The following is a 23,826-nucleotide window of genomic DNA, read 5'->3' on the forward strand; positions in this document are numbered from 1 at the left end:
TTTGTGTTTCCTTTATCTTACTACGGGCTCAGTCCACTCCCTTCGTTGCTAAGCAGGCGCTTCCGCTTTAGAAATGAAAGGAGGCTGTTCAGGTGATTAAAGGCAACTCCGATCGTATTTGGTCTATTTTATTTATCTTACCTTCCATTATCTTTATAGGCATTTTTGTTTATGGTTTTATTAGTTGGACAGGGTATGTGTCACTGAGTGAATGGCGCTCTCTGATTCCCAATTATTCATTTGCTGGTTTTGAAAACTATCTTAATTTATTTAAGGATTTTCGTTTCCAGGCAGATATACGAAATACGATTATCTTTACAGTTCTGTTTATTGGTGCTGTTGCCTTTATGGGACAACTACTTGCGATTCTTATTGATCAGAATATTAAAGGGGAATCGATTTTTCGTAACATATTCTTATTTCCGATGGCACTATCATTCGTTGTAACAGGAGTTGTCTGGCAGTGGTTATTGAACCCTTCTACAGGTGTGAACCTTTTATTGGAAAAGATTGGGTTATCGCCGAAATGGTATGTGAGCACTGAAGTCCTTTTTGGGATACCGATCGGAAAAATTGAATTTGGCATTCCTGTTGCGATCATTGCCATTGTCATTGCAGCCGTTTGGCAGATGACAGGGTTCTCTTTAGCTATGTATCTTGCAGGTTTGAGAGGGATTCCTGAAGAATTAAAAGAAGCCGCTCGTATGGATGGAGCGTCAGAATGGAAGCTTTACCGCAAAATTATTTTTCCTCAGCTTCGTCCTATAACGATGAGTGTGATTATTATTATGGCACACATCTCGTTAAAAATATTTGATTTGATTTATGCGATGACTGGACCTGGAGCGAACTATGTAACTGATGTTCCAGCGTTGTATATGTTCGAAACAACATTCAGGGCTAATGATTATGCGAGTGGTGCGGCCATTGCCATGATCCTTCTAATTAGTGTTGCAGTGTTTATTATCCCTTATTTAGTCGTCAACAGGAGGGAGGATTAACATGGCCAAACGTTTAACGAAACCATTTATCTATTTAATACTCATTGCATTCAGCTTATTTTACTTAATGCCTGTCTATGTGTTGATCGTCACGAGCTTAAAGCCATTTGATCAAATCTCATTAGATACGATGTGGCAGCTACCATCAACCATTGACTTAAGTAGCTATAGCACGGCATTTTCAAAACTTGCTCCAAATATTATGAACTCCTTTTACCTTGTGATTCCAGCAACACTCTTGTCAGCGCTGTTTGGATCATTGAATGGTTATGTCTTGTCAAAGTGGAAGTTCAAGGGGTCAGAAATCGTTTTTACAGCGATTTTGTTTGGGATGTTCATTCCGTATCAAAGTATCCTGATTCCTTTGATTGTTTTCCTTAGAGATATGGGGTTATACAACTCTATTCCAGGGTTGATTTTCACACACGTGGTGTACGGCCTTCCGATTACCACGTTGATGTTTCGAAATTTCTACGCAAGCATTCCATACTCGATGTTGGAGTCAGCTAAAATCGATGGAGCAAACTTCTTAAAGATTTACGGAAAGATTATGTTCCCATTATCGATTTCAGGATTTGTGGTCGTTGCGATATGGCAGTTCACAAACATTTGGAATGAGTTTTTATTTGCTGTATCCCTGACACAATCTGATCAACAACCGGTCATGGTAGCTTTACAAAACCTTGCCGGAAGTCAGGTTGTTCAGTGGAACGTCCAAATGGCCGGGGCTTTACTAGCTGCATTGCCAACTCTGCTTGTCTATATTTTAGTAGGGAAGTATTTTGTGAGAGGGTTGCTGGCTGGTTCTGTAAAAGGTTAATAGGTTCTATCAAGCGCATGATCTCACTTTTGGGATCATGTGTTTTTTTATTTTCTTCATAAGTTGTAGGTAAACTTCCTTCTAGTTAGTGAGGCTTCACTGTCGATTGAACTAAAGAAACATAATTCTGTAAAGCTAGTAGACTTGAACGTTTCACCGAGCCATTACAACCAAGTCAGGAACCATATCAATTGTTCCTTAAGCTGGATCCTTGATAATATGGAATAAAATAACTGGACTAGCGATTTAAGACCTTAAAAAATGAATTTGTCGACTTATCGTAAAAACACAAAGCATAATCAACTTTTTTAAAGTTATTGATGTGATGGATTATGATTTTTTAATCAATAGGAGGAATTATAATGAGTAAAAAAATTGGATTTGTAGGGCTAGGAGCGATGGGCTTTCCAATGGCAGTTAATTTAAAGAAAGCTGGTTTTGAAGTAATAGGCTATGACGCTTTCAAAGGAGTATATGAAAAGGCAAACCATGCTGGAATAACCATGGTAGAAACTTTAAAAGAGGTAGGAGAACTAGCAGACGAGGCAATCATCTCAATGGTTCGTGACTATGAACAAAATGTTGACATCATTTTTAGAGAAGACGGTCTATTATCTGCCCATCCTAAAGATAAAACAATTATCGTTATGAGTACTCTCGACCCTGATTCAATGAATGAATTAGGTAAGAAAGTCGAAGAAGAAAGTGAATTAAAAATGATTTCTGCTTCGGTAAGTGGTGGGGTTTCAGGTGCTCAAGCTGGTACATTATCAATTATGACATCGGGTTATGAGGCAATCGTGGAATCTTTTAAGGGATACTTCGATGCAATAGGATCCCATACGTTCTACTACGGTAATAAACCAGGTAACAGCGAGGCAGCAAAATTAATTAACAATATGATTCTGGGTATTAACATAAATGCAGTAGCTGAAGGACTTAAATTAGCGAATGAATATGACTTGCCTGAGGAAGAGATATTAAACTTACTTCAAGTAAGTACAGGTGATAGTTGGGTAGCTCGAAATTGGGACGATATTTCTGAATGGACTGCAGATACCTCATTGGGCGTACTAATTACAGACTTAAAAGCATCTTACAACGAAGGACTTAAACACAATGTCACATTACCTTTCAATGCCTTATCATCTTCACAATTATTTGACTCTATGGGAAAAGATAAACCAAAAGACTAATAATTGTTTAAAGTAATCAATTAGTGTACAACTAACGAGTACGTTAGGTGAAAAACAAATTTATAATTATCTAGAATTAAAGTCTTCAGTTTATGGGCGCTTTTGTTTAAGAACCTGTCTTTTTTATAAATACAACAAAACATAAAACTTAAAAAAATGGGGGGAGTTAGTGTTCAAACGCTGAAAACTAAAAAAGTTTGGCCCTAATTGCGTTAACAAGTAGTTAAACAAATAATGGTATTAATCTTCGAATCAAGTCTTCCTAATTAGGGCGCGATTACGGAGGAAGGAAACCATTATTTAATGCTTCATTTGCGAAAGGTAAACTTTCTAATTAACAGGTTCATTAAGTTGAGAAAAAAAGGTTTTAGAAGCTCATCAAAGCCATGATAATAAACAAATAAAACGTGCCAAGCGCAAGTCATGACACGTTAATCGATAAGTGAAATTATAATTTTAATTAGAATTAGTCATTATTTGATGTTAAACGACTATGGTTTTGTCCGCATTTTATACACTGAATCCATAGTGTATTTATTACTTTTTCAGAAAATTCTTTAGGCACTACCTTCATAACTTTTTGTTCATCATTATGGCAATTAATACAGTGGTTTTTAATTAAGGAACCAACTTCATATTGTTTCAAATTTTGCCCCCTCTCTAAGTGAGTAGAGGCAACAGCAGGAAGGTCAACCTTAATATATTTGAGCTGATCTTTCAAGAGGGGGGCTTTAATTCTGTTATGAATAATAAAAAATCCTGTACAACTAAAATTGTACAGGATTTTCTTTTATGCTTACTGTTAGCAGTAGCAGACAGCACCAACAATGATTAACAAGATAAACAACACGACAATTAATACAAAGGTGTCGGGCCTACGACCATATCCATAACCAGGTGCAGTTGCCATTGGCGCAACATTGGCTCCAGCAACAGGAGCAGCATTTACATTTGCATGCATGTTAACACTTCCTTTTTGGGATTATTCACTATATTATACTCACCTAGTACAGACATGAGCCCGTCAACATACAAAATGGGCGGGTATCATACCCAAAATCATATTTAACTCATAAACATTTTATAAAGATAGGATAGATAATGCCTATATGAAATGGAAGGTTTATTGTGGTGAATAATCATAGGCTGCTGTTTATACAGTGGATTCAATGTGCTGCGGTTTGCAGAATTTTGAATAGAAATTCTAGTGACCAAACTTGTTAAGTAAGCGGTTTGATTACTCTCTGGCTTTCTCGTTTCATTAAGGGTTTGGATCATGCCTTCAGTACTTTTTATTCCAAACCCATGACCAAAAACATCATCATCAAACATAGCAACAGCATTTACACCACGGTACCAAGGAGTGCTAGGATCATATTCAGGGTTATTAAAATAAACCACATCCCCAGGTATAAAATGGTCCCCATAAAAGGTGTATAGACCGAGGTCAACGTCAGTGTGCCAACTGTATAAATACAGGTTTTGAAACACGTAATTAAACATACCTTCCCCTATACGATCCAAAGTAGCTTTGTAAAAGGTGATGACACACGCCATTGCACACTCAAACGCATAAAGTGAACTGTTTATATAAATATCTCGAATTGCATCAGAAGGGTATTTATTACGATTTAATTGGAAACCACCTTCTGTCGTTAAGTACCAGTATTCAGGATTACATTGGGTATATTGAAATGTTGTAAATTCAGATTCACCTTCACTCATTTCTTTTGCACTTTCTATAATTTCTTTTCGAAGATTGATATCAAATAAAAGGTCATTAAATGAGGAAAAAGAATAAAGGGAAGGTGCGTCAATCATTGCTTTAATAATTATAGTTTGTTCATTTCCAAAGTTCGACGAATCCGTTAGCTGAAAAGGCATTCCAGATACTTGTATCATGTCACACCCCATTTCAGATTTATTTTGTTACTTATCTTATTCGATAGTTGTTTTGAACATGTTTCAATAACAGCTTAATCATTACTTTCACAATAACTTGTCTTCTAATGCCCTTTTCCTTTCAAAAAATTATTTCCTAGGTAATTTTTGGTCCATAGTTTTTACACAAGTAAGATTTCTAGATAAACCAAAGCTAGTTGAGCGTTGACAAAAAATAACTGAAGATAGAGTTGCTTACGTCTATATAGTGGTGAGAAAAAAGCCTTTGCAGGATAGTATTTTTGGAGATCTTACACTACAATTTAACTAGATTTGTAAAAAAGTGAAACAAAACAGGGGACTTTTTCGTCTAAAAGAAGGAGCATAGGGGGGAGAACTGTGAATAAACAGATCATAAAAATTACAGCATGTGCATTACTTTTAATATGCATGGTTACTGGTGTTAGTAATCTAGCGCATGCTGAAGAAGGCCGATTACAGATAAAAGTCGATGAAGGCCTAAATGGAAAAGCGAAAAGAAATAAGGGTTTCCCAATAACGTTAACCGTTACAAATAATGGAGAGGACTTTTCAGGAGACTTAACAGTGGTCATTCCTCGAGATTATAATTCAATCGGAAATAAAGTCATTCCCATTGATATTGCTGCTGGTGCAACAAAAAAGATCCATTTTTCCGTTCCGCAAATGGAAGGGATGAATGTGTTCCGAAATGGACTAGGGCAACCAAGTGTTGAACAGTTCCATTTATATGAAGGAAACTGGGAAGATGGGAAAAAAGTTCCCGTTGATACTGGATTATCGATTAGCCCAACGTACATACAAGATAACAAAGCGGTAATCGGTGTTCTGACAGATCAACCGGACCAATTAAATTACTTAAAATTACTTTCTTTTATGGGAGAAAGTCCAGAAATCCTTTTCTTAGATGCTGAGGATATCCCGAAAGATTCCACGGGGCTTCATGTATTGGATGTTCTTGTGATACAAGATTATGATATAGCAAACCTATCTGAAAATCGTCAAAAGGCTATTAAACAGTGGATGCAAAAGGGTGGCCATATTGCAACAGGTAGTACACCTGGTTTGATGCAGCAATATGGAATCCTTAGTGAGGATCTGCCTTTCCAAATAGAAGGTAAGAAATCTGTGAATTCAATTGAGCGCTTCAATCAAATCGAGCAGTTCGATATCACGAATTTCGAATTGTACAAGGGAACCGCTGGAAAAGCGGCTACCATTAAGTATGAGGAGAACGGTTCGCCTTTAGTGATTCAACAAAATCAAGGACAGGGTAAGATCACACAATTCACCTATGATATTAGTCACCCCGCTTTTCAAGAATGGGGTGGAAATGAAGATATATGGGATTCAGTTGTTGGAAATTATCAGCCTAACCACAATATGAATCTCTATGATCGCCTGGGGGATACGTCTCGTTATTTTGAAACATTAGCGAATTTTAAACTTTCTACTCTAGCCTTTCTGTTTTTAGGCTATATTTTATTGGTTGTTCCCATTCTGTATTTCATTTTGAAGAAGATAGATAAGCGAGAGTGGGCATGGTTGGTGATTCCTGCGCTTGCTGTAATCACTTCGGTTGGATTATATGTAGTTGGTGCCCAAGATCGATTAGGCGATTACAAAACAAAAGCTGTTTCGATCGTATCCGTCGATCAAAATGGAGAGGGATACGGAAAAGGATCTGTCTCCATGCTTTCCAAAGAATCTGGCACATACACATTAGAAGTGGATGCTTCACTTGAATCGTTCCCAACCAACACAAGACGTTCTACAAACATGCGCGCTGAGGATATACCTTATATTGAAACGGGTAGTGACAACAGTCGTGTGTACTTTGAGGATGTAGAATTTTGGTCCCCCCGTAGTGTAACAGTGAATCTTCCATTTAAGGAATATGGACATTTCTCAAACACAATTAATTTCGATGACAAACATTTAACCGGCGAAATCACGAATAATTTCCCTTATTCATTTGAGGATGTGTACATCGTTGGGGGACAGTCTTATCAAGAGATTGGTTCAATCCAGGCTGGTGAATCTAAGTCACTCGATATCAATATGCAAACGCAATTGTTATTCCAAGCACCGGATGAACGTACCGCCTATCAAATGTTTAATAGACCAACGAACAATTTGAATCAAAATGAACAAAACGTAAGAAGAGACCTAGTTCAAATGGCAGCTCGATACGGCATGTTTGCAGATCAAAATAACCCAGTTCTCATTGGGTTTACTAAGGATAAAATCTATGATGCGAATGTAAATGGTAAAGAAACATCTCAAGATAACCTTCATCTCGTAACCCAAGCTGTGAACATTAATTTAGGTAGTGGGAATAAATCTGTTTCAACGGAATTGAGAAATCCAACATTAACTACAGTTGAAGGGCAAGTTCGATATAATGGCTTAACCCGAGGGGATTTAATGTTTGATGCTAATCAAGGTACGTATCTATTAAAGTATAATCTGCCTGAAGCATTTACCAAGCAAGGTTTTGAAGTGAATAAATTATCCTTAGACTTTCAACAACGACCTGGTGGTGTAAGTTTTGCCATCTATAATGCGAAGGTTGATGCGTACGATTCGATTGAGGATGCTTCTTTTGATCAGAACGTTCAAGAGACCTATATTGAAGAAAATACGATTACAATTCGGGCTACGGTACCGAGTAATAACATGAAAGGTCCGATTTTCGTACCAAGCATTAACGTGAAAGGGGTGACAAATCCATGATTGAAATTACGAACTTAACCAAACGTTACGGATCATTTACAGCGTTAAATGACTTGAATTTAACGATCGATAAAGGGACAGTATTTGGATTTGTTGGTCCGAATGGAGCAGGAAAATCTACAACGTTTTCGATTTTAGCTACACTCCTAGCTCCAACAAGTGGTACAGCTTATGTAAATGGGTATGACGTAACTAAATCACCCAATCAGGTTCGAAAACATATTGGTTATATGCCGGACTTCTTCGGTGTGTATGATCAATTTAAAGTTCATGAGTACCTCGACTTTTATGGAGCAAGTTACGGGGTTCCAAGCAAGGAACGTAAAGCCATCGTTCCGCAATTGCTTGAGCTTGTGAATTTAACGGATAAAAGAGATGCTTATGTTGACTACCTATCTCGAGGTATGAAGCAACGACTTTGCCTTGCACGTTCTCTCATCCATGATCCAGAGGTGCTCATTTTGGATGAACCAGCTTCAGGATTAGATCCGCGAGCACGTATTGAAATGCGCGGGATTTTGCAAGAGCTTAAAAATATGGAAAAAACGATTCTGATCTCCTCGCATATTTTGCCTGAGTTATCGGAGATGTGTGATTACCTTGGTGTCATTGAGCATGGCAACCTGATCGCAAGTGGAAATGTGACTCACATTGAGAACCAGCTGCAAGCGCAAAAAGTATTACAAGTTTCGGTACAAAATAATGTGGATCAGGCTGTTTCCTTTTTTGAAGATGATCCGAATGTGCAACAAATCGACCGTGATGAAAAAGATGAGTTGCTCATCCATGTTTCCTATGATGGATCAGATGATGAACAAATTGAACTGCTGAAAAAAGCAGTGACGCAAGGGATTCCTATCCTTTCGTTTACGCAAAAACAAAGTAATTTAGAAGATATCTTCATGGAAATCACGAAGGGAGGGGAGTAAATGAATAAACTATCTTCCCTATTCATAAATCCGGTTTTGAACAAAGAAATTAAATTACGCTTTCGTTCGTTTAAGAGTTTCCTTGGTATTTTGTTTTACCTAGCCGTATGTGCTGCAGTATGTCTTGCTTTTATATGGATTGAAGGTCATAACCGAAACGGCTTCACGGCTAATGATAGTCGAACATTGTTTTTGCTTTTATCCATGGGACAAATGGGTTTGATCGCCTTTATTACGCCAGGGCTCACAGCGGGTGCTATCAGTGGGGAGCGTGAACGTCAGACGCTTAACATCCTGCTTACTACCCAACAATCTTCTATGTCGATTGTGATTAGTAAACTGTTTTCGTCCCTAGCATTTCTTGTTTTAATGCTAATCGCGTCGCTTCCGTTATACAGCCTTGTGTTTTTGTATGGTGGGGTTTCACCCAAGATGGTGCTGATCACGTTTGGGTTACATTTATTAACGATGCTCATGATTGGTAGTCTAGGTGTCATGTTTTCGACAATTATTCGAAAGACGATGGTCGCAACCATTACGACGTATGGCGTTATGCTGTTCTTTGTAGTCGGAACAGGTCTTTTGTATATTTTGCTAGGTGAGATTATGTATAACCTTAATCAAAATCCAACAACGACAAATCAAAGGTGGCTCCCTTATATCTCCCTTATGTTGAATCCGGGTATAGTGCTTTTCAATTCATTTGAAGCAGGTGGCCTTGATTATGCATTACAAAGGTTGGGGATCACATGGCCGATTTGGAAAGGGTTCACGTTATCCTATATCGGAATTAGTATCTTTGCTTTGTTTGTAAGTATCATGCGTTTACGACCTCGCATGCGTTCGAAAAAAGTGAAAAAGAAGGCGTCTTAAATGAATGAACAACGACAATTTTTTCATTTGTTGAAGGAAGTGAAACGGAAGCTTTGGATTCATGAAGGGATTCGGATCTTCTATATGAGTCTTCTGGCTTATGCGGGTGTGACGTTGTTTTGGCTTGCTTTGAGTCGGTTTTTCTTGATCCTACACGTTGATACAAAAGTTTTTGCAAGTGTAGCTATCGTGCTCCTAGCAAGCTTGACTTATTTTGTTGTGAAGAAGCCTTCAGATATGGAGGTAGCTTCACGATTTGATGATCAAGGGTTAGAGTCACGTGTTCAAACAGCATATCACTATATGGAAGACGAATCGGATATGGCAAAACTTCAGCGTAAGGATACGTTGAACAAGATGAAAGAGGTTTTGCCAATGATCAAGCAGGAGCGCATGGGGTGGTTCGATTGGAAAAAGCTTTCGATTGCTCTTGGCTTATTTGCTCTTGCTTATCTTTCTCTCCTTTTTCCGAGTAGTGTGATGGAACAGGCAGATCAACAGGAAAAAGAGGAAAAGATCGTCGAGGAACAAAAGAAGAAAGTGGAAGAGCTTGCTGAGGATCAAAAGGACACGGGTGAGGAAGCGAAGAAAGAGTTAGAAAAGCTCGTTGAAGAAGTAAAGAAAGAGCAAAAAGCGGAGGAGATTCAAGAGGATCTGCTTCGAGCTGAAAATCAGTTAGATAAGTTGAAAAAGCAGGCTGAACAATCGAAACAAAAGCTTCAAGATATGAGTGAACAAATGAAAGGCTTGAATCTGGATAGCTTAGCTCAAGCATTGAGTAACGTGAATCAAGCTCAAATGGAAAATCGGATGGCGGACTTAAAGAAGCAGTTAGAAGGTATGGACCAAGAACAACTTGAACAATTGCAAAAGCAATTACAAGAGGCCGCTAAACAGATGGGGCTTGATGGTGAGAATGTGAACCAACAATCCCTTTCAAAAGAAGAATTCGAAAAGTTAATGGCTCAGATGGAAGATGAATTGAAGAAAATGATGAAGAAAGCTGGGAAAGCCTCGAAGCTTGCCCAAACCCAAGCCGATCTTCAAAAGCTAGCCCAACAAATGAATCAGCAAATGTTGAGTGCAGGATTAGGGACATCTGGATCGTTATCTTTTGCAGGAAGTTCTTCATCAAGAGGCTCGTTTGGAGGCCAAGGACAATCAGGTCAAAATGGACAGTCTGGCTCTGGTTCTGGTTCAAATGGCTCTGGATCAAAAGGATCGGGATCTGGAAGCGGTTCAGGATCAGGTTCAGGGAGTGGATCAGGTTCTGGTAGCGGTTCAGGATCAGGGTCTGGAACGGGAAATGGTTCTGGTACTGGGGCAGGTAATGGAGCTGGTCTCGGTGCTGGGAATCAGAATTTAACGGTTCCTCAGGAAGGATTAGACGGACAGAATAATGTTGAGCGCGATACTGGTGAACTAGGTGAAGGTTCAAGTGAGCAGCAAATCGCTCCTGATGCACCGATTTTACCTGGGCAGGTGCGTTCCTATGAGGAAGTGTATAAGAAGTATGAAGATACGTATCGTCAGGCTTTAGAACGCAATGATTATCCAGACCGACTGCAGCGTATCATCAAGGAATATTTCTCAGATATTGAACCGAAGGAAGGGGACAGCGGATCATGACAGCCATAAATGAACAATTTTTAGCTGAAATCAAAGAACATATCGATCTCGTAAAAACCGAACTCCGTAAGTTTATTGTCGGTCAGGAGGATGTGGTCGAACAACTTCTCTGGGGGATTTTTGCCGAGGGGCATGTCCTTTTAGAAGGACTACCTGGACTTGGAAAAACGATGCTAGTACGAAAAATATCGGAAGTCATGGAGCTTCAGTTTTCCCGCGTTCAGTTTACACCTGACTTGATGCCAACAGATATTACCGGAACAAACATGATTCAGCCGAATGAACAGGGTGGCCAGTCCTTTGTGTTTCATGAAGGGCCGCTCTTTTCCAATATCGTGTTAGCTGATGAGGTAAACCGTGCCACCCCCAAAACGCAGAGTGCTTTACTAGAGGCGATGGGAGAAAAAACGGTAACGGTGATGGGGCAAATGCACCGACTACCAGAACCCTTTTTTGTTTTGGCTACCCAGAACCCGATTGAATTAGAAGGCACGTACCCATTGCCAGAAGCACAGATGGACCGTTTCATTATGAAAATTGATGTGAAATATCCGTCACGTGAAGAGTTAAAGGAGATTGCGGTACGCACGACAGCTCCGAACATTGAACCTCTACAAAAACGCGTTGATGCTGAGTTTGTGGTAAATGTGCAAAAAACAGCGAAGGAGTTACTTGTCGCTGAGCCTGTTCTTGATTATGCGGTGAATATTGTTATGGCGAGCCACCCTGAAGATGAAGGAACTACGGATGAGATTCGTGAGTATGTACGATATGGTTCAGGGCCACGTGGACTGCAAAGCTTACTCTCTATTGCAAAGGTTAGAGCGCTTTTTGATGGTCGTTACAACGTATCGGTAGGCGATATTAAAAAGGCGGCTTTTCCAGTTTTACGTCACCGTATGTTCTTAAACTTTGAAGGAGAAGCGTCAGGCGTTTCGAAAGACGATCTTATCCAAGCCTTGCTGGAATCTGTAGCGGAAAGGGCGTGAGGATATGAGCACGCTGTTATCACCTGTTCTAACGAAGCGTTTAGCTAACTTTTCACTAACGACCAGACAAACTGTACGAGGGGGACATAAGGGTGAACGCCGGTCTCAGCGACTTGGTTCTTCGCTTGAGTTCTCTGATTATCGCTTGTACAGTCCTGGTGATGATTTAAGACAGATTGATTGGAACACATATGCGCGAACAGAGAAATATTACATTAAGCGCTTTTTAGATGAACAGGAGCTTCCGGTATCGGTCTATTTGGATTGTACGAAATCAATGGGAATCGATGAGAGAAAGTGGTTGCGCGCTAAGCAAATGGCAGCGGTTTTTACCTTTTTGTCTCTTGCGAATTCTGATCGCCTTTCCGTAACTCCTGTGGCGTCTTCATCGCGAGCTTATCCCTATACAAAAGGGAAGGCGATGACAAAAAAAGTGATGGATTATATAGAGGATGTGTCGCTAGCTCCTGAAAATGAAGCTTTTGGCTATCATCTTTTAAAAAATGTGGATCGCTCTCGTCAAGGTAGCTTCAGCATTGTGATTAGCGACTTTTTAGAGGATCCAACGAATTTGTTTTCTTCCATTAAAAAGATGCAAGCGAAACGGCAGCAAGTGTTGCTGATACAGGTTTTGTTACCGGAAGAGAAGGATCCGAACTATGCAGGGGATCTAAAACTGATTGATATTGAATCGAGTAGAGAACGGGATATTTCGATGAATCCCCGTGTCATTAAGCAGTACAGGGAACGATTTGAAGAACATACAAACAACATAAAATCGTTTTGCAATAAGCGTGGGATTGATCTTGTACCATGTTTAACCTCAGACAGCCTTGAGGAGACGATTTTTTCATCACTTATGAAGAAAGGCTGGATCGGGAGGTGAGCTTATGGGTTTCTTAGCACCAGTATCCCTATGGTTTTTAAGTGCAATTCCTATTTTATTGGCATTTTATTTTTTCAAAAAACAATATGAGAAACAATCGATTTCGTCGATTTATCTTTGGGAGAAGACGTTAAAGGAGTGGGAGACGGATCGCTGGTGGAATAAGCTACAGAAAAATATCCTACTGTTTCTTCAGCTTCTCATTCTTCTTTTTTTAATCATGGCGTTGTTGCGCCCTTATTTTCCTGGGGAGAAAGTACAGGGGGAACAACTTGTAATCGTGATGGATTCTTCAGCTTCGATGGCTGGTGAAGAGCGATTTTTAGATGTTAAAGAGGATGCAAAAACCTTAATTGACAGCCTTGGGAATGAGCAACAGGTAAGTGTAATTGTAGCTGAAGAATCTCCAAAGCTACTTGTCTCAAGAGAACAAAATAAAAATGAGGCGAAGCGTGTGATTGATGGGCTGAATCTGTCCTATCAGCACGAAAACATGCATGATAGCTTGCAGTTAGCCTCGTCACTTCTCCAGGAAGGAAACGGGGAGATTCATGTTTATACAGATGGATTAAAGCAGGAAGAGGTAGAAGTTGAAGGTCCTTTTGTCATACATAATCGTGAGGGCAACGTTTCGAACAGTTCGATTTCTGCATTCGGTGTTAGGCAAAACGGTGATACGGTTTCTGGTATCGTGACAGTTCATAACCAGTCTGATGTGTCTAAGAACGTATCGTTAACGGTTTTTGGCGAGGATGAAGTGCTGAAGGAAGTGACAGAAGAGGTTCCGGCTGGGGAGCAGCGTACAGTTACGTTAAATCAGCTACCTGTAAGAGAGTATTATAAAGTGGATACAGATGCGGACAATTATGAGATAGACAATGAGATGTTTGCCTTTTTACCCAATAATGCACCGTCATCTATTTTTCTCGCAGGTGATGTGAATCCGTTCATTCATAAAGCATTGCGATCTGCAGGGATTGAAGCAGTTTCGATCTCTCAGAAAGAGGGTGGGATGTATCGCTTTTCCCAGGGAGATGAAGCGGTATATCTATTATCTGGTATCGACGCAGGAGCTTGGCCAGAAGGTCCGAAGCTTATTCTCTCTCCTGAAACGGGAGGTCCTTTTGGCGTTGAGGAAAAGCGAACGTTGCAATATACGTTGAAAAAAACAGCAGATGATCCGCTGTTACAGTATTCAGATGTGGAAGAGGCTTATCTTGGTAAAGCTTACGGAATTGGGGAGTTAAACGGACTTCACCCTCTTGTTATGAGTGGGGATACGATCACTATGGCTAAAGGGATGTATCAAGGTTCGCCGATGGTCCTCTTTCCATTTGATATTCAGGATTCGGATTGGCCTCTGCATCCTGGTTTTCCGATTTTGTTATCTAATGTTATTGATTATTTGGGGAAAGATGGAGAGAATCTAGGATACTTTGAACCTGGAGAGGAAACCCAACTACCCCTATCTACAACGACAACGGAAGCAGTTTTTGAGACCCTTTCTGGAGATGATATTTCGGAGATTGATATGAGTAAATCTGTAGCTACTGTGCCTACTAAGCCAGGAATCTATCAATTGCATGAGAGAACCTCAAATGGATCTAAGTATCAGTATTTCGTGGTGCAAGTACCTGGTGAAGAACGAAACGTTGAGACTTCTGCGTCGTTCAGGATGACTGAAGAAGGACAACAAGGTGGTAATGTGACAGTCTCTAAACAGGAGATCTGGCGTTGGTTTGCAGCAATTGCTCTTTTAATTTTGTTCTTAGAATGGGAGGTGTATCGACGTGGTCTTTCAAGTCGATAATCCTCTATGGTTGCTGACCCTTATCCCAATGGTTCTTGTGCTGGTTTTGTATGCACGGGGGCTAACTGCGATAAGAGGTAGCAGAAAAATACTATTGATGGTTTTACGAACCCTCGTGTTTACGCTTATTATTTTAGCCTTGGCTGGAGTACAAATTCTTTCTCCCATTAAGCACATGGCTACTGCTTTTGTAGTCGATCGATCTCATAGTATGCAAGATCAGGAGAATGAAGCTTTGCAACAGGTACAGGAAGCGGTTAAGGGAAAAGCTCCAGAAGATGAAGTTGGGGTGATTTCAACCGGGGCTAAAGCTCAAGTAGAGATTCCTTTAACGAATTCGGAGGATGCCGTACAGTCTTTCCAAACCGATATCAATACGTCCTACACGAACCTAGGTGCAGGTCTCCAGTTAGGAGGGAGTCTTTTTTCTGGGGATGCCAAGGGACGCGTTGTGTTGCTAACGGATGGAAATGAGAATGTTGGGGATGCAGTCAGACAGGCAGGCTACTTGAAGCGCCAAGGATATGTAGTCGATGTCTTTCCTTATTCAACGACATTTCAACAAGACGTGGCGATTGATTCGTTTGACGTACCAGAAAGTATCTATTTAGGTGAACAAGCTTCCTTGTCTTTAAGCATTCAAAGTAGCATTGATACAACGAGTACCGTGCGTGTACAGCAAAATGGGGAGCTGATTTTAGATCAGGAAGTGAACTTGAGCGCAGGGATGAATCAGTTATCCTTTGAACACCTCGTCACCGAAGACGGCTTCCACACCTTTCAAGCTGAAATCGTGGCGGAGGGTGATCAAGTTTTAGAGAATAATAAACTCTCTGCTTTTGCTGAAACGAAAGGTATTCCCCGCGTGTTGGTTGTGGAAGCTAAAGATGAAGCGGCTGTGAATCTTGAAGAATCGTTAAATTCATCAGCTGTTCAAGCGGAGCGAATTCCTGTCGAGCTTCTACCGACTCAATTAAGTACCTTTTTACAGTATGATTCGATTGTGATGAGTAACGTTTCTGCTCATACGATGACGGAGAGTCAGATGAACCTGATTCATAAAGCGGTACAAGATTTTGGAGTAGGTTTTGTCATGACAGGTGGCGACCAATCCTATGGTGTTGGAGGCTATTTTAAGACGCCAATTGAACGATTGCTTCCAGTGGATATGGACATCAAAGGGAAGAAAGAGTTGCCGTCTCTTGGGCTATCGATTGTAGTAGACAAGTCCGGAAGTATGGGCGGTAATAAAATGGCTCTGGCGCGAGAAGCTGCCGTACGATCGATAGAACTTTTGCGTGAAAAGGACACACTTGGTGTCATTGCGTTTGATTCGACGCCTTGGCAAATCGTCGAGACTGGACCTATTGGGGATAAAAAAGCGGTTATCCAAAAGGTTCGATCGATCATGCCAAGTGGTGGGACAGATATTTTCACACCAACTGCACAAGCCTTTTCCCAATTGGGACCAATGGAGCTGAAGCGAAAACATATTATTCTCTTAACAGACGGGCAATCAGCGGCATCTATGAACTATCGCCAAATGATTCAAGATGGGAAAGAAAATGGTGTGACGTTGTCGACTGTAGCGATTGGAACAGGGGCTGATGGACCTCTGTTAGATGAGATGGCCCAAATTGGAGATGGTCGTTTTTATCAAGTTCAAAATGCGACCAAAATTCCGACCATTCTATCGCGTGAAACAGCCCTGATTACACGTACGTACATTGAAGATGATCCGTTTTATCCAAAGCTCGTTCGTGGATATGAGTGGGCTCCTTATTTTGAAAATGGCGTACCGAGAATGAATGCTTACATTGCTACATCACCTAAAGGGCGAGCTCAACAGGTACTGGTTAGTGAGAAAGATTATCCAGTGTTGAGCCGCTGGCAGTATGGGCTGGGGAAAACCGTAGCATGGACATCTGATTTAGCGGGTAAGTGGGCTGGAGAATGGCCTAAATGGGGGAATTGGTCACCATTATGGAATGATATCGTCACATGGACGTTTCCTCAGTATGAGAGTGATGCTTATGAGGTCACAAAGCAGGTTGAAGGAAATGAAATCACGCTCAACGTAAAAGCTGCTGACGAAGGTGCTTCTATACTGGAAGGAAGCTTGGTTAATGAAGCGGGAGAAGAAGTGGATCTAGATCTTCAAGCAAAAGCTCCTGGTGTCTATGAAGGAACCTTCCAAGCTGATGGAGCAGGTGTGTACTTTTTAAATCTGACAGAACAAGAAGACGGTGAACCCGTTGGCTCCTTTAAAACAGGCGTGGTTGTTCCATATTCAGAAGAGTACTCGTTTGAACCAACGAACGATAAGCTCATTGGTGAAATAGCAGAAGCTGGTGGAGGAAAGGTGCTAGAGAACATGAACGGCGTCTTTTCTACTAGAGGATTGGGACCTCGCTATGAAAAGCAGGATCTGTTTTATCTACTTTTAGCTTTAGCGTTGATTTTGTTCATGCTTGATGTTGCTATTAGACGCTTCCATGTGAACTTGGCGTTTGTAGGGAAGCTGCGTACTTCTTCTGAGCAGAAAAAGAAGAGGGAGAAGCAGGTAACAGAGAAGAGGAGCTCTCAATTAAGTCAGTTGAAGAGTGCTTCGACGAAGTGGACGCAAGGGTCTTCTTCTAGTGAAACGAAGAGAGAGAAGAAGTCTTTTATTCAAGAGAAGCCGGACTTAAATCAAAAGCCACCTAAGAAAGAGAAGCAGAAAGAATCTTCTGGTGGTGAAACGAGAGAAGAGCGGATGAATCGTTTGCTTAATGCGAAAAAGCGGAAGTAGTGGGTTGATGGAGTAGCTCAGTTTTGGAGTGTGATTATTTTATGCTTCTTAATTGAGTTGCTTTTTTATGGATCTATCGACAAGTTGCACAACACCATAATTTACCTTTATGAGCACCTTGAAAAGTTGTTGGATCTGTTGAACTCGTGTAGAACGTGGCATCGTCATTGAGCGTCACTTTTTTGGATTTTAGCGTCAATATTTTGAGTTTAGGCGTCACTTATTCTTTTTATAAACTTAATGTAGGGTGATAAATAGTGATAAAAGCTTTAAAGTTTCTAACAGTGATCGTTTTGGTCACAATTGGACTGTATTTGTATCCTATTGGAAAGTTGGTATTGACTGATGCTCAAGTAACTCAATCACTTCTGGTAGATGAGTATTATGTGAAAATATCATCAGATGAGTTTGATTTTAATGTTGTTCGTGATTATTTGAAAAAAGAAGGTTGGAAAGAAATCAAACATCAGCGTATGGGTGGTTTATATGTGTTTGAAAGAGACGGTAAAATCAAAAGGATTATAAACACGCAGGTTAAGACTATTTTCATTGATGGTAAGCTGAATTTGTGAATGAGTAGCTCTAAGACGATAAAAATATTAAGTGTAACTTGATGGAATAATAAAACAGCAGAGAGGAGTAGGTCTAGAGTTATAAGAGAGATTGCTTATGAAAGGTTAGATTTACATAGGGGTGATCCAGATTGAACAACAAGAGAAATGCGCTTATCTTACTTAGCTTTATAACCATCGTACTGACTATTTCTCTACTTAACTATGAAAAGAAGATCTATGGTAACAATAAAGAGTCTATTATTAAATTGATAAATTCAATTGAGGGGTATGAGCATTATTCGATTAACATTTTAGAGATTAGGGATTTTGAAGATGTAAGAGTTGTCGCCTTTTTAGCCAATAATAGTCCAGCTTATATGCGTTTGGAAAAAAACGAAGAGGAAAATTATTATTGGAACAGCATACGAGTCGCGAGAAATGAAGATTTTGAGAATTTTATACCAGATTTGCCTCGTGAAGAACAACCCAGGTTTATGATTGTAAAAAATCAACAGAGTGACATCGCCAAAATGGAAGTGGATGTAAACAAAGAAAAGGTTCACAAAACCTTTAAAGTAGATCAACCTTCAGTTAGTTGGCTTGTGTTTCCTAAAACAGATAAATCACATTTCACCTTTCGTAATTACAAGTATTATGACAAGAATGGCGAACCTATAGAAAGGTAATAATTGTTTCAGTAAAAAAGAGTCCAGTATTGCAAAAATGCAAACTGGACTCTTTTATTATGCCTGAACCTTATCCTGTTTAACGATATGACTCTTCCCTTGTCTCATCAAAGTCATTTCTAATGCCAAGATGGAAAGGAATAACCACGAAAATCCAATACCTAAACCAGCAATAACATCTGTTGGATAATGAATGTGGCCAAAAACACGGCTGATGCTAATCGCTACAATCATAAAGGACGAGACGATGTTGATCGTCCATTTTGCCGTGCTGGAGAGGTTGCTCACGAGAACGATATAAATGATAAATCCAAAAAAAGCTACCGCACCGGATGTATGGCCGCTTGGAAAGCTTGCTGATGTGCCTCCAAATTCCGTTTCATCAGGACGAGGGCGGTTGTAAAAGATTTTCAATAGTTTGGTAATGCCACTAACGCCAATCATGTTCACAGCAAAATATGCGGCAAACCATTTGCTATAGGAGGAGAAGAATAAAAAGTATCCCATCAAGAGAAGTGAAGTAGCGGTAAGAACCGGCACAGACCCGACCTTCGTAACCCAGAGCATGGTTTGTTTCACCCAGTCTGGCATGGCCGTAGCCCAATCAAATATGACCTGATCGATATATAAGGTTTTCTCATTCAAAACTTCATTCCCTACGAGAAAATAAAAGGATAGGGTAGATACAGTAAGAAGAATGGTGATTATAGCTAGAATCGGAAATGTTTTAGATGTGGATTCTCTAAGCATAAAGTGACCTCCTCGGCTTTCTGCAAGTTCTATAGTGGTGATGGTATTCCCATATAATTTTGTTATCAAACACCTGAAGGATCGGCTCTAGCTTCATCTGAAAATGGTGGGGGATTAAAATTTTGAAGATTTTATGAAACGTGAAGGGGACTCTTTCCGTAAATATTTTATAGGCAAAAACAACAAGGGATCCCTACAAAGCAATTCAAGCAAAATATAGAAAATCCAAAATTTGTATAAATTGTATCGACGTTTTTGCTTTAAGTTGTTAAAATAAACCATAAATGGGAAAAGGGGGAATCGAGTATGACATCATTTGTCGTGTTTGTTGTGTTAGCCATTTTAGCTGGCTTAGCACTAATCGGCGGAATTGTTACATTTATTATTTTCCGCATTCGTTACAAAACAGCAAGCTCAAATGAAGCGCTTATTGTAACAGGTCCAAAACTGGGAGATCCAGAGAAAGAGAAGAACGTCTTCGAGGATGCGAATGGACGTTCCATGAAAATCATTCGTGGTGGCGGGTATCGCTTACGTATGTTCCAAACTGCAACACCGATTGATTTAACATCCTTCCAGTTACAAGTTAATTCTGAGAAAGCTTACACCAAAGAAGGTATTCCAATCCGTGTTGCAAGTACAGCCGTAATCAGTATCGGTAGTGATTTAGAGATCATGGCGAACTTTGCGGAGAAATTCCTAGGTAAGAAACAAAGTGAACGTGAATCGGAATTGAAAGACGTACTTAATGGTCATCTTCGTTCAATTATTGCATCACTTCCAATCGAGAAGGTCTATAATGACTTTAAAGAAGTTAATACACAGGTGAAAAACATAGCTGAAGCTGACTTAAAAGGCATGGGCTTCGAAATTACATCCTTTGCTCTAAATGACGTGGAAGACGTTGATGAAGAGAATGGGTATATCGACGCGTTAGGCCGTCCCCACATTGCTGAAGTTCAGAAAAAAGCGGACATGGCAGAATCCGATGCGAAGAAAGAAACAAGTATTTATCAAGCGAAAAACGATCAGGAAGCGAAGGACGAAGAAAACCGTCGCTTAACATCGATCGCAGAGTCTAAGAAAGACAAAGACATTAAAGAAGCTGAGTTCCAAAAAGAAACGAACCGTGCTAAAGCTCAATCCGAGCAAGCTGGTGAGCTAGAGCGTCAAAAACTAGCTCAGCAGGTTAAGGAAGAAGAGCTTAAAGTTCAATACATTGAAAAGCAACGTGCTGTTGAACTAGAAGAAGAAGAAAACAAACGCCGTCGTTCTATTGCAGACGCAGAGGCGTACGAATTAACAAAAAGAGCGCAAGCTGAAGCCGACCAAGAGCGTATCAAGGGTGAATCTGAAGCAGAAGTTATCCGTCAACGCGGTATTGCTGAAGCAGAATCCAAAGAACGCATGGCAAAAGCTATGGAACACTATGGCGAAGCTGCGATTGTGGAAATGCTTATCTCCGTATTGCCTGAATACGCTGATAAAGTAGCGAAACCACTATCTCAGATTCAGGATATGAAAGTGATCGACATGGGCGGAAGCGGTTCTCAAGGTGGAACAGCGAAAGTGGCAAACAGTGTAACGTCTACGATGCTTGGTATCCAAGAGTCACTTAAAGAAACAACAGGTATGGATCTAAAAGCTTTAATTGAAAGCTTTGTTTCCCGTGGAGCTGTTAATAACTTTGATCTTCATCCAGATGAAGCTCGTGAGAAGCAGCTTCAAGAAACATCTGCATCCCAGGAGACTGATGTAGAACGAGAAACTTCTGCTGAAGCGAGCAATGATAAAGCAGAAAGTGCAGAACAACAAAGTGATAGTGAAGAAGAGCAGAACTAATTCACTTCGGTTTTGAGAAGCATGTGAGCCTTCGGGTTTGCATGCTTTTTCTATTTTCTTTTACATAATTGAGGGGGGAGACTTAACCTCTTTCTGGTAAAATTTATGGCATAATAATAGGAGGGAGGGGAGTTTTGATGAAACCAATTCAAAAGGCATATGGGTATATCACAAGAGAAAAGAAGGGAAAACCACAAGTTTTAGTGTTCCAACTCCCTATACCTGAAGCAGGCATACAAATCCCGAAAGGAACGGTAAAAGAAGGAGAGGCTCCTGAGCAAGCTGTAGTACGAGAAATGAAGGAAGAAACAGGCTTACATAACTTATCGCTAAAAGGCTTGATTGCTAAAGATATGTGGAAAGCAGATGATGGAGCTTTACATGAACGTTTTTTCTATCACTTTTCTGCCCCTAATACAAAAGAGGAGTGGAGCTTTAATCCAACTGGTGGAGGAGAAGAGGATGGACTTACTTTCAGGTTCTTTTGGATTTCAGGGGTACATGGTATTCAATTAATACGAGGACACGGAGATTATTTAGGGGAAGTATTAGATGAGGAATAGAGGCTCGACCATTATCATAAAAGGATATCAAGTTTGTTTAATTAAGCGCGTGAAGAATTCTGAAGTGTACTATGTTTTTCCTGGTGGTGGAATTGAGGAAGGAGAGACTCCAAGAGAAGCTGCAAAAAGAGAGGCTTTTGAAGAATTAGGCGTATATGTGTCTCTTGATAATCTTTTTCGTACTGTTTCATTTCATGGAACGCAATATTTCTATATCGCTGAAATCGTAGGAGGTACTTTTGGCACTGGTCAAGGAATGGAGTTTACCGAGAATGATAATGGATTATATGAGCCTATGTGGGTGGATATAGCGACTTTATTATCGTTAGATGTTCGCCCGAAAGAAATTGCACATCAGATTGTATACATGTACAAATAAAAAAGCGCAATCTCAAATAGAGTATTGCGCTTTTTGTTATAAAAGGGTCAGGAGGCCTGCGATGACAGCGAAGATCATGATAAACACGAACACCATAATGCCTTCTTTGGCTGAAAATCGCTTTGCAGTTTCTTTGTTTTTACTATAAAAACGACCTGGTAGCATGCTTAAGACCTCCTTGCTCCGTATCATTAGTTCTGAAACTTATGATACCATAAAACGCCGGTTTTGATGACACGTGGAAGTACCCCTTTTAAAGGATAGTTCAGTGTCAGACCAAATCCATCGTCTTTTCCAAGTGATCCTAGTGTTCCTTTGATCACAATTTTAGATGGCTTTTTAGGGTCTTTGCCTCTTAAGATGTTTGTTAAAATGTCTGCAATTTGTTTTCCTTGTTGTTCTGCAAGCTGAGCACTTGGAGGCAAGTAAAGGCTTGCGCAATCTCCTGTTACAAAAATGTTTGGATGCTCAGGAACTTGGTGATAGTCATTTAGAATAATTCTGCCTGCGTTATCTTTTTCTAAATCAAGCTTGTCCACAACTTTACTAGGCTTGATTCCAGCAGTCCAAATGGTAACGTCACTTAATAAGCATGTCCCAGCATTACATAAAATGTTTGGTTCAACATAGTCTACTTTGGATTGATACACGAGTTCAACATCGTGCTCTTTAAACCATTCGATCGCATGCTCTTGAATCTTTTCAGGGAACGATTTCAGAATGCTGTCTCCACGGTCCAAAAGGCGAATGTTGATGTCAGGTCTGCTTTCACGAAGCTCGGATGCCATTTCAACACCACTTAGTCCTCCACCGACAATGGTAGCGGTACCATAATTCTTCATATTGTTCACAGCTTCATAGGTTTGACGGGTCTTTTTAATCGTTGAAATCTTATGCGTATATTCGCTAGCGCCGTCAATACCGTGGAAGTTGTCTTCAGATCCAAGACCAATAATCAGGTAGTCATAATATACTTTTTCAGTGTGTCGTAAGCTTACGGATTGATGCTCAATGTTAATGTGTAGTATCTCATCTGCAATAAAATGAAGTCGTTCATCTTCAGGAAACGATGTGCGTACATCCTTTTCAGCAATCGTTCCAGCTGCAAGTGCATAGAACTCTGTTTTCATGGAATGGTATGGGTTTCGATCAATCAATGTAATCGATGTCTCTCGATCTGTATTAGAGAGAAGCTGTTGAGCAATTTTTAACCCACCATAACCTCCACCTAATATCACGATGCGGTTCATAAGATCACCTCTATTATGTAATATCCCCCCTTATTTTACCACGCAAAACACAAGTTGAAAGCGTAAACATGAAAATTGATCCATTTTGTCGTAAGGAGATGCTTTAAATGTTGGCATGAAAGGGTATAGGGGGGCTATAAAATTAATATTTTGATGCAAAAGAAGCTTGGGACTTGATCTAAGAAAAATCACTCAGAGGCTAGATAACTCTGAGTGATTCTT

22 protein-coding genes are annotated in these 23,826 nt (G+C 40.1%); 16 read left to right on the forward strand and 6 right to left on the reverse strand.

The genetic code is table 11. From position 1 onward, the window contains the following. Positions 1–95 precede the first annotated feature (95 nt). The 3 genes from GS400_RS06760 (at position 96) to GS400_RS06770 (ending at position 3,017) form a co-directional block, all read left to right on the forward strand. Positions 96–1,001 carry a carbohydrate ABC transporter permease gene (locus GS400_RS06760; protein ID WP_160104534.1) on the forward strand — a complete coding sequence of 302 codons (906 nt, stop codon included), beginning with the start codon at positions 96–98 and terminating at the stop codon, positions 999–1,001. Between the two features lies 1 nt (position 1,002). Next, positions 1,003–1,821, forward strand: coding sequence for a carbohydrate ABC transporter permease (locus GS400_RS06765; protein WP_160100227.1), 819 nt, complete (start codon positions 1,003–1,005; stop codon positions 1,819–1,821). Positions 1,822–2,183: 362 nt separating this feature from the next. Next, a complete protein-coding gene (locus GS400_RS06770; protein WP_160100229.1) occupies positions 2,184–3,017 on the forward strand; it encodes an NAD(P)-dependent oxidoreductase in 834 nt (277 codons plus the stop codon). 466 nt (positions 3,018–3,483) lie between these two features. Here GS400_RS06770 and GS400_RS06775 read toward each other — a convergent pair whose 3' ends face one another. The 3 genes from GS400_RS06775 to GS400_RS06785 all read right to left on the reverse strand — a co-directional run bounded on the left by GS400_RS06775 (position 3,484) and on the right by GS400_RS06785 (position 4,931). Then, positions 3,484–3,738, reverse strand: a complete 255-nt coding sequence (locus GS400_RS06775; protein WP_160100231.1) for a hypothetical protein — start codon at positions 3,736–3,738, stop codon at positions 3,484–3,486. A gap of 81 nt (positions 3,739–3,819) precedes the next feature. Then, a complete protein-coding gene (locus GS400_RS06780) occupies positions 3,820–3,978 on the reverse strand; it encodes a YjcZ family sporulation protein (RefSeq protein ID WP_304608244.1) in 159 nt (52 codons plus the stop codon). 104 nt (positions 3,979–4,082) lie between these two features. Further along, positions 4,083–4,931, reverse strand: coding sequence for a protein-glutamine gamma-glutamyltransferase (locus GS400_RS06785; protein WP_370519764.1), 849 nt, complete (start codon positions 4,929–4,931; stop codon positions 4,083–4,085). 366 nt (positions 4,932–5,297) lie between these two features. On the opposite strand from GS400_RS06785, the gene GS400_RS06790 reads away from it, so the two are divergent. From GS400_RS06790 to GS400_RS06835, 10 genes are all read left to right on the forward strand, one after another. Continuing rightward, the gene (locus GS400_RS06790) at positions 5,298–7,673 is read left to right on the forward strand and encodes a hypothetical protein (protein WP_160100235.1); all 2,376 of its coding nucleotides are present in this window, start codon (positions 5,298–5,300) and stop codon (positions 7,671–7,673) included. Further along, positions 7,670–8,602 carry an ABC transporter ATP-binding protein gene (locus GS400_RS06795; protein ID WP_160100237.1) on the forward strand — a complete coding sequence of 311 codons (933 nt, stop codon included), beginning with the start codon at positions 7,670–7,672 and terminating at the stop codon, positions 8,600–8,602. Before GS400_RS06790 ends, GS400_RS06795 begins: the two co-directional genes overlap by 4 nt. Beyond that, a complete protein-coding gene (locus GS400_RS06800) occupies positions 8,603–9,475 on the forward strand; it encodes an ABC transporter permease (RefSeq protein WP_160100239.1) in 873 nt (290 codons plus the stop codon). Then, positions 9,476–11,104, forward strand: a complete 1,629-nt coding sequence (locus tag GS400_RS06805) for a hypothetical protein (protein WP_160100241.1) — start codon at positions 9,476–9,478, stop codon at positions 11,102–11,104. Further along, complete coding sequence (locus tag GS400_RS06810; RefSeq protein ID WP_160100243.1) at positions 11,101–12,093, forward strand: AAA family ATPase; 993 nt, start codon at positions 11,101–11,103, stop codon at positions 12,091–12,093. The genes GS400_RS06805 and GS400_RS06810 overlap by 4 nt, the downstream gene beginning before the upstream one ends. Before the next feature lie 4 nt (positions 12,094–12,097). Then, complete coding sequence (locus GS400_RS06815; protein ID WP_160100245.1) at positions 12,098–12,979, forward strand: DUF58 domain-containing protein; 882 nt, start codon at positions 12,098–12,100, stop codon at positions 12,977–12,979. Between the two features lie 4 nt (positions 12,980–12,983). Next, positions 12,984–14,789, forward strand: coding sequence for a vWA domain-containing protein (locus GS400_RS06820; protein ID WP_160100247.1), 1,806 nt, complete (start codon positions 12,984–12,986; stop codon positions 14,787–14,789). After that, the gene (locus GS400_RS06825; RefSeq protein WP_236561177.1) at positions 14,770–17,580 is read left to right on the forward strand and encodes a VWA domain-containing protein; all 2,811 of its coding nucleotides are present in this window, start codon (positions 14,770–14,772) and stop codon (positions 17,578–17,580) included. The genes GS400_RS06820 and GS400_RS06825 overlap by 20 nt, the downstream gene beginning before the upstream one ends. 338 nt (positions 17,581–17,918) lie before the next feature. After that, a complete protein-coding gene (locus GS400_RS06830; protein ID WP_236561178.1) occupies positions 17,919–18,152 on the forward strand; it encodes a hypothetical protein in 234 nt (77 codons plus the stop codon). A 131-nt stretch (positions 18,153–18,283) separates the two neighbouring features. Then, on the forward strand, positions 18,284–18,820 hold the full coding sequence (locus GS400_RS06835; protein WP_160100253.1) for a hypothetical protein: 537 nt from the start codon (positions 18,284–18,286) through the stop codon (positions 18,818–18,820). Between the two features lie 57 nt (positions 18,821–18,877). Here GS400_RS06835 and GS400_RS06840 read toward each other — a convergent pair whose 3' ends face one another. Next, complete coding sequence (locus tag GS400_RS06840) at positions 18,878–19,570, reverse strand: phosphatase PAP2 family protein (protein ID WP_160100255.1); 693 nt, start codon at positions 19,568–19,570, stop codon at positions 18,878–18,880. Positions 19,571–19,876: 306 nt separating this feature from the next. Here GS400_RS06840 and GS400_RS06845 point away from each other — a divergent pair, with 306 nt between their 5' ends. From GS400_RS06845 to GS400_RS06855, 3 genes are all read left to right on the forward strand, one after another. Next, positions 19,877–21,412 carry a flotillin family protein gene (locus tag GS400_RS06845; protein WP_160100257.1) on the forward strand — a complete coding sequence of 512 codons (1,536 nt, stop codon included), beginning with the start codon at positions 19,877–19,879 and terminating at the stop codon, positions 21,410–21,412. Between the two features lie 137 nt (positions 21,413–21,549). Then, positions 21,550–21,975 carry an NUDIX hydrolase gene (locus tag GS400_RS06850; RefSeq protein WP_160100259.1) on the forward strand — a complete coding sequence of 142 codons (426 nt, stop codon included), beginning with the start codon at positions 21,550–21,552 and terminating at the stop codon, positions 21,973–21,975. Next, entirely contained in the window at positions 21,965–22,354 is a 390-nt protein-coding gene (locus tag GS400_RS06855; protein WP_160100261.1) for an NUDIX hydrolase, read from the forward strand. The genes GS400_RS06850 and GS400_RS06855 overlap by 11 nt, the downstream gene beginning before the upstream one ends. 36 nt (positions 22,355–22,390) lie before the next feature. On the opposite strand, the gene GS400_RS20310 is transcribed toward GS400_RS06855, so the two are convergent. Beyond that, on the reverse strand, positions 22,391–22,519 hold the full coding sequence (locus tag GS400_RS20310; protein WP_255454169.1) for a hypothetical protein: 129 nt from the start codon (positions 22,517–22,519) through the stop codon (positions 22,391–22,393). 26 nt (positions 22,520–22,545) lie between these two features. After that, entirely contained in the window at positions 22,546–23,604 is a 1,059-nt protein-coding gene (locus GS400_RS06860) for an NAD(P)/FAD-dependent oxidoreductase (RefSeq protein ID WP_160100263.1), read from the reverse strand. Positions 23,605–23,826: the final 222 nt, after the last annotated feature.

Origin of the sequence: Pontibacillus sp. HMF3514 (genome assembly GCF_009858175.1) — a bacterium.
Lineage (GTDB): Bacteria > Bacillota > Bacilli > Bacillales > BH030062 > Pontibacillus.

Coding starts and splice junctions, on each gene's coding strand:
- GS400_RS06820 (WP_160100247.1), top strand. CDS start 12,984: ATGGGTTTCTTAGCACCAGTATCCCTATGGTTTTTAAGTGCAATTCCT.
- GS400_RS06800 (WP_160100239.1), top strand. CDS start 8,603: ATGAATAAACTATCTTCCCTATTCATAAATCCGGTTTTGAACAAAGAA.
- GS400_RS06785 (WP_370519764.1), bottom strand. CDS start 4,931: ATGGGGTGTGACATGATACAAGTATCTGGAATGCCTTTTCAGCTAACG.
- GS400_RS20310 (WP_255454169.1), bottom strand. CDS start 22,519: ATGCTACCAGGTCGTTTTTATAGTAAAAACAAAGAAACTGCAAAGCGA.
- GS400_RS06850 (WP_160100259.1), top strand. CDS start 21,550: ATGAAACCAATTCAAAAGGCATATGGGTATATCACAAGAGAAAAGAAG.
- GS400_RS06840 (WP_160100255.1), bottom strand. CDS start 19,570: ATGCTTAGAGAATCCACATCTAAAACATTTCCGATTCTAGCTATAATC.
- GS400_RS06815 (WP_160100245.1), top strand. CDS start 12,098: ATGAGCACGCTGTTATCACCTGTTCTAACGAAGCGTTTAGCTAACTTT.
- GS400_RS06845 (WP_160100257.1), top strand. CDS start 19,877: ATGACATCATTTGTCGTGTTTGTTGTGTTAGCCATTTTAGCTGGCTTA.
- GS400_RS06855 (WP_160100261.1), top strand. CDS start 21,965: ATGAGGAATAGAGGCTCGACCATTATCATAAAAGGATATCAAGTTTGT.
- GS400_RS06795 (WP_160100237.1), top strand. CDS start 7,670: ATGATTGAAATTACGAACTTAACCAAACGTTACGGATCATTTACAGCG.
- GS400_RS06860 (WP_160100263.1), bottom strand. CDS start 23,604: ATGAACCGCATCGTGATATTAGGTGGAGGTTATGGTGGGTTAAAAATT.
- GS400_RS06780 (WP_304608244.1), bottom strand. CDS start 3,978: ATGCATGCAAATGTAAATGCTGCTCCTGTTGCTGGAGCCAATGTTGCG.
- GS400_RS06805 (WP_160100241.1), top strand. CDS start 9,476: ATGAATGAACAACGACAATTTTTTCATTTGTTGAAGGAAGTGAAACGG.
- GS400_RS06765 (WP_160100227.1), top strand. CDS start 1,003: ATGGCCAAACGTTTAACGAAACCATTTATCTATTTAATACTCATTGCA.
- GS400_RS06770 (WP_160100229.1), top strand. CDS start 2,184: ATGAGTAAAAAAATTGGATTTGTAGGGCTAGGAGCGATGGGCTTTCCA.
- GS400_RS06810 (WP_160100243.1), top strand. CDS start 11,101: ATGACAGCCATAAATGAACAATTTTTAGCTGAAATCAAAGAACATATC.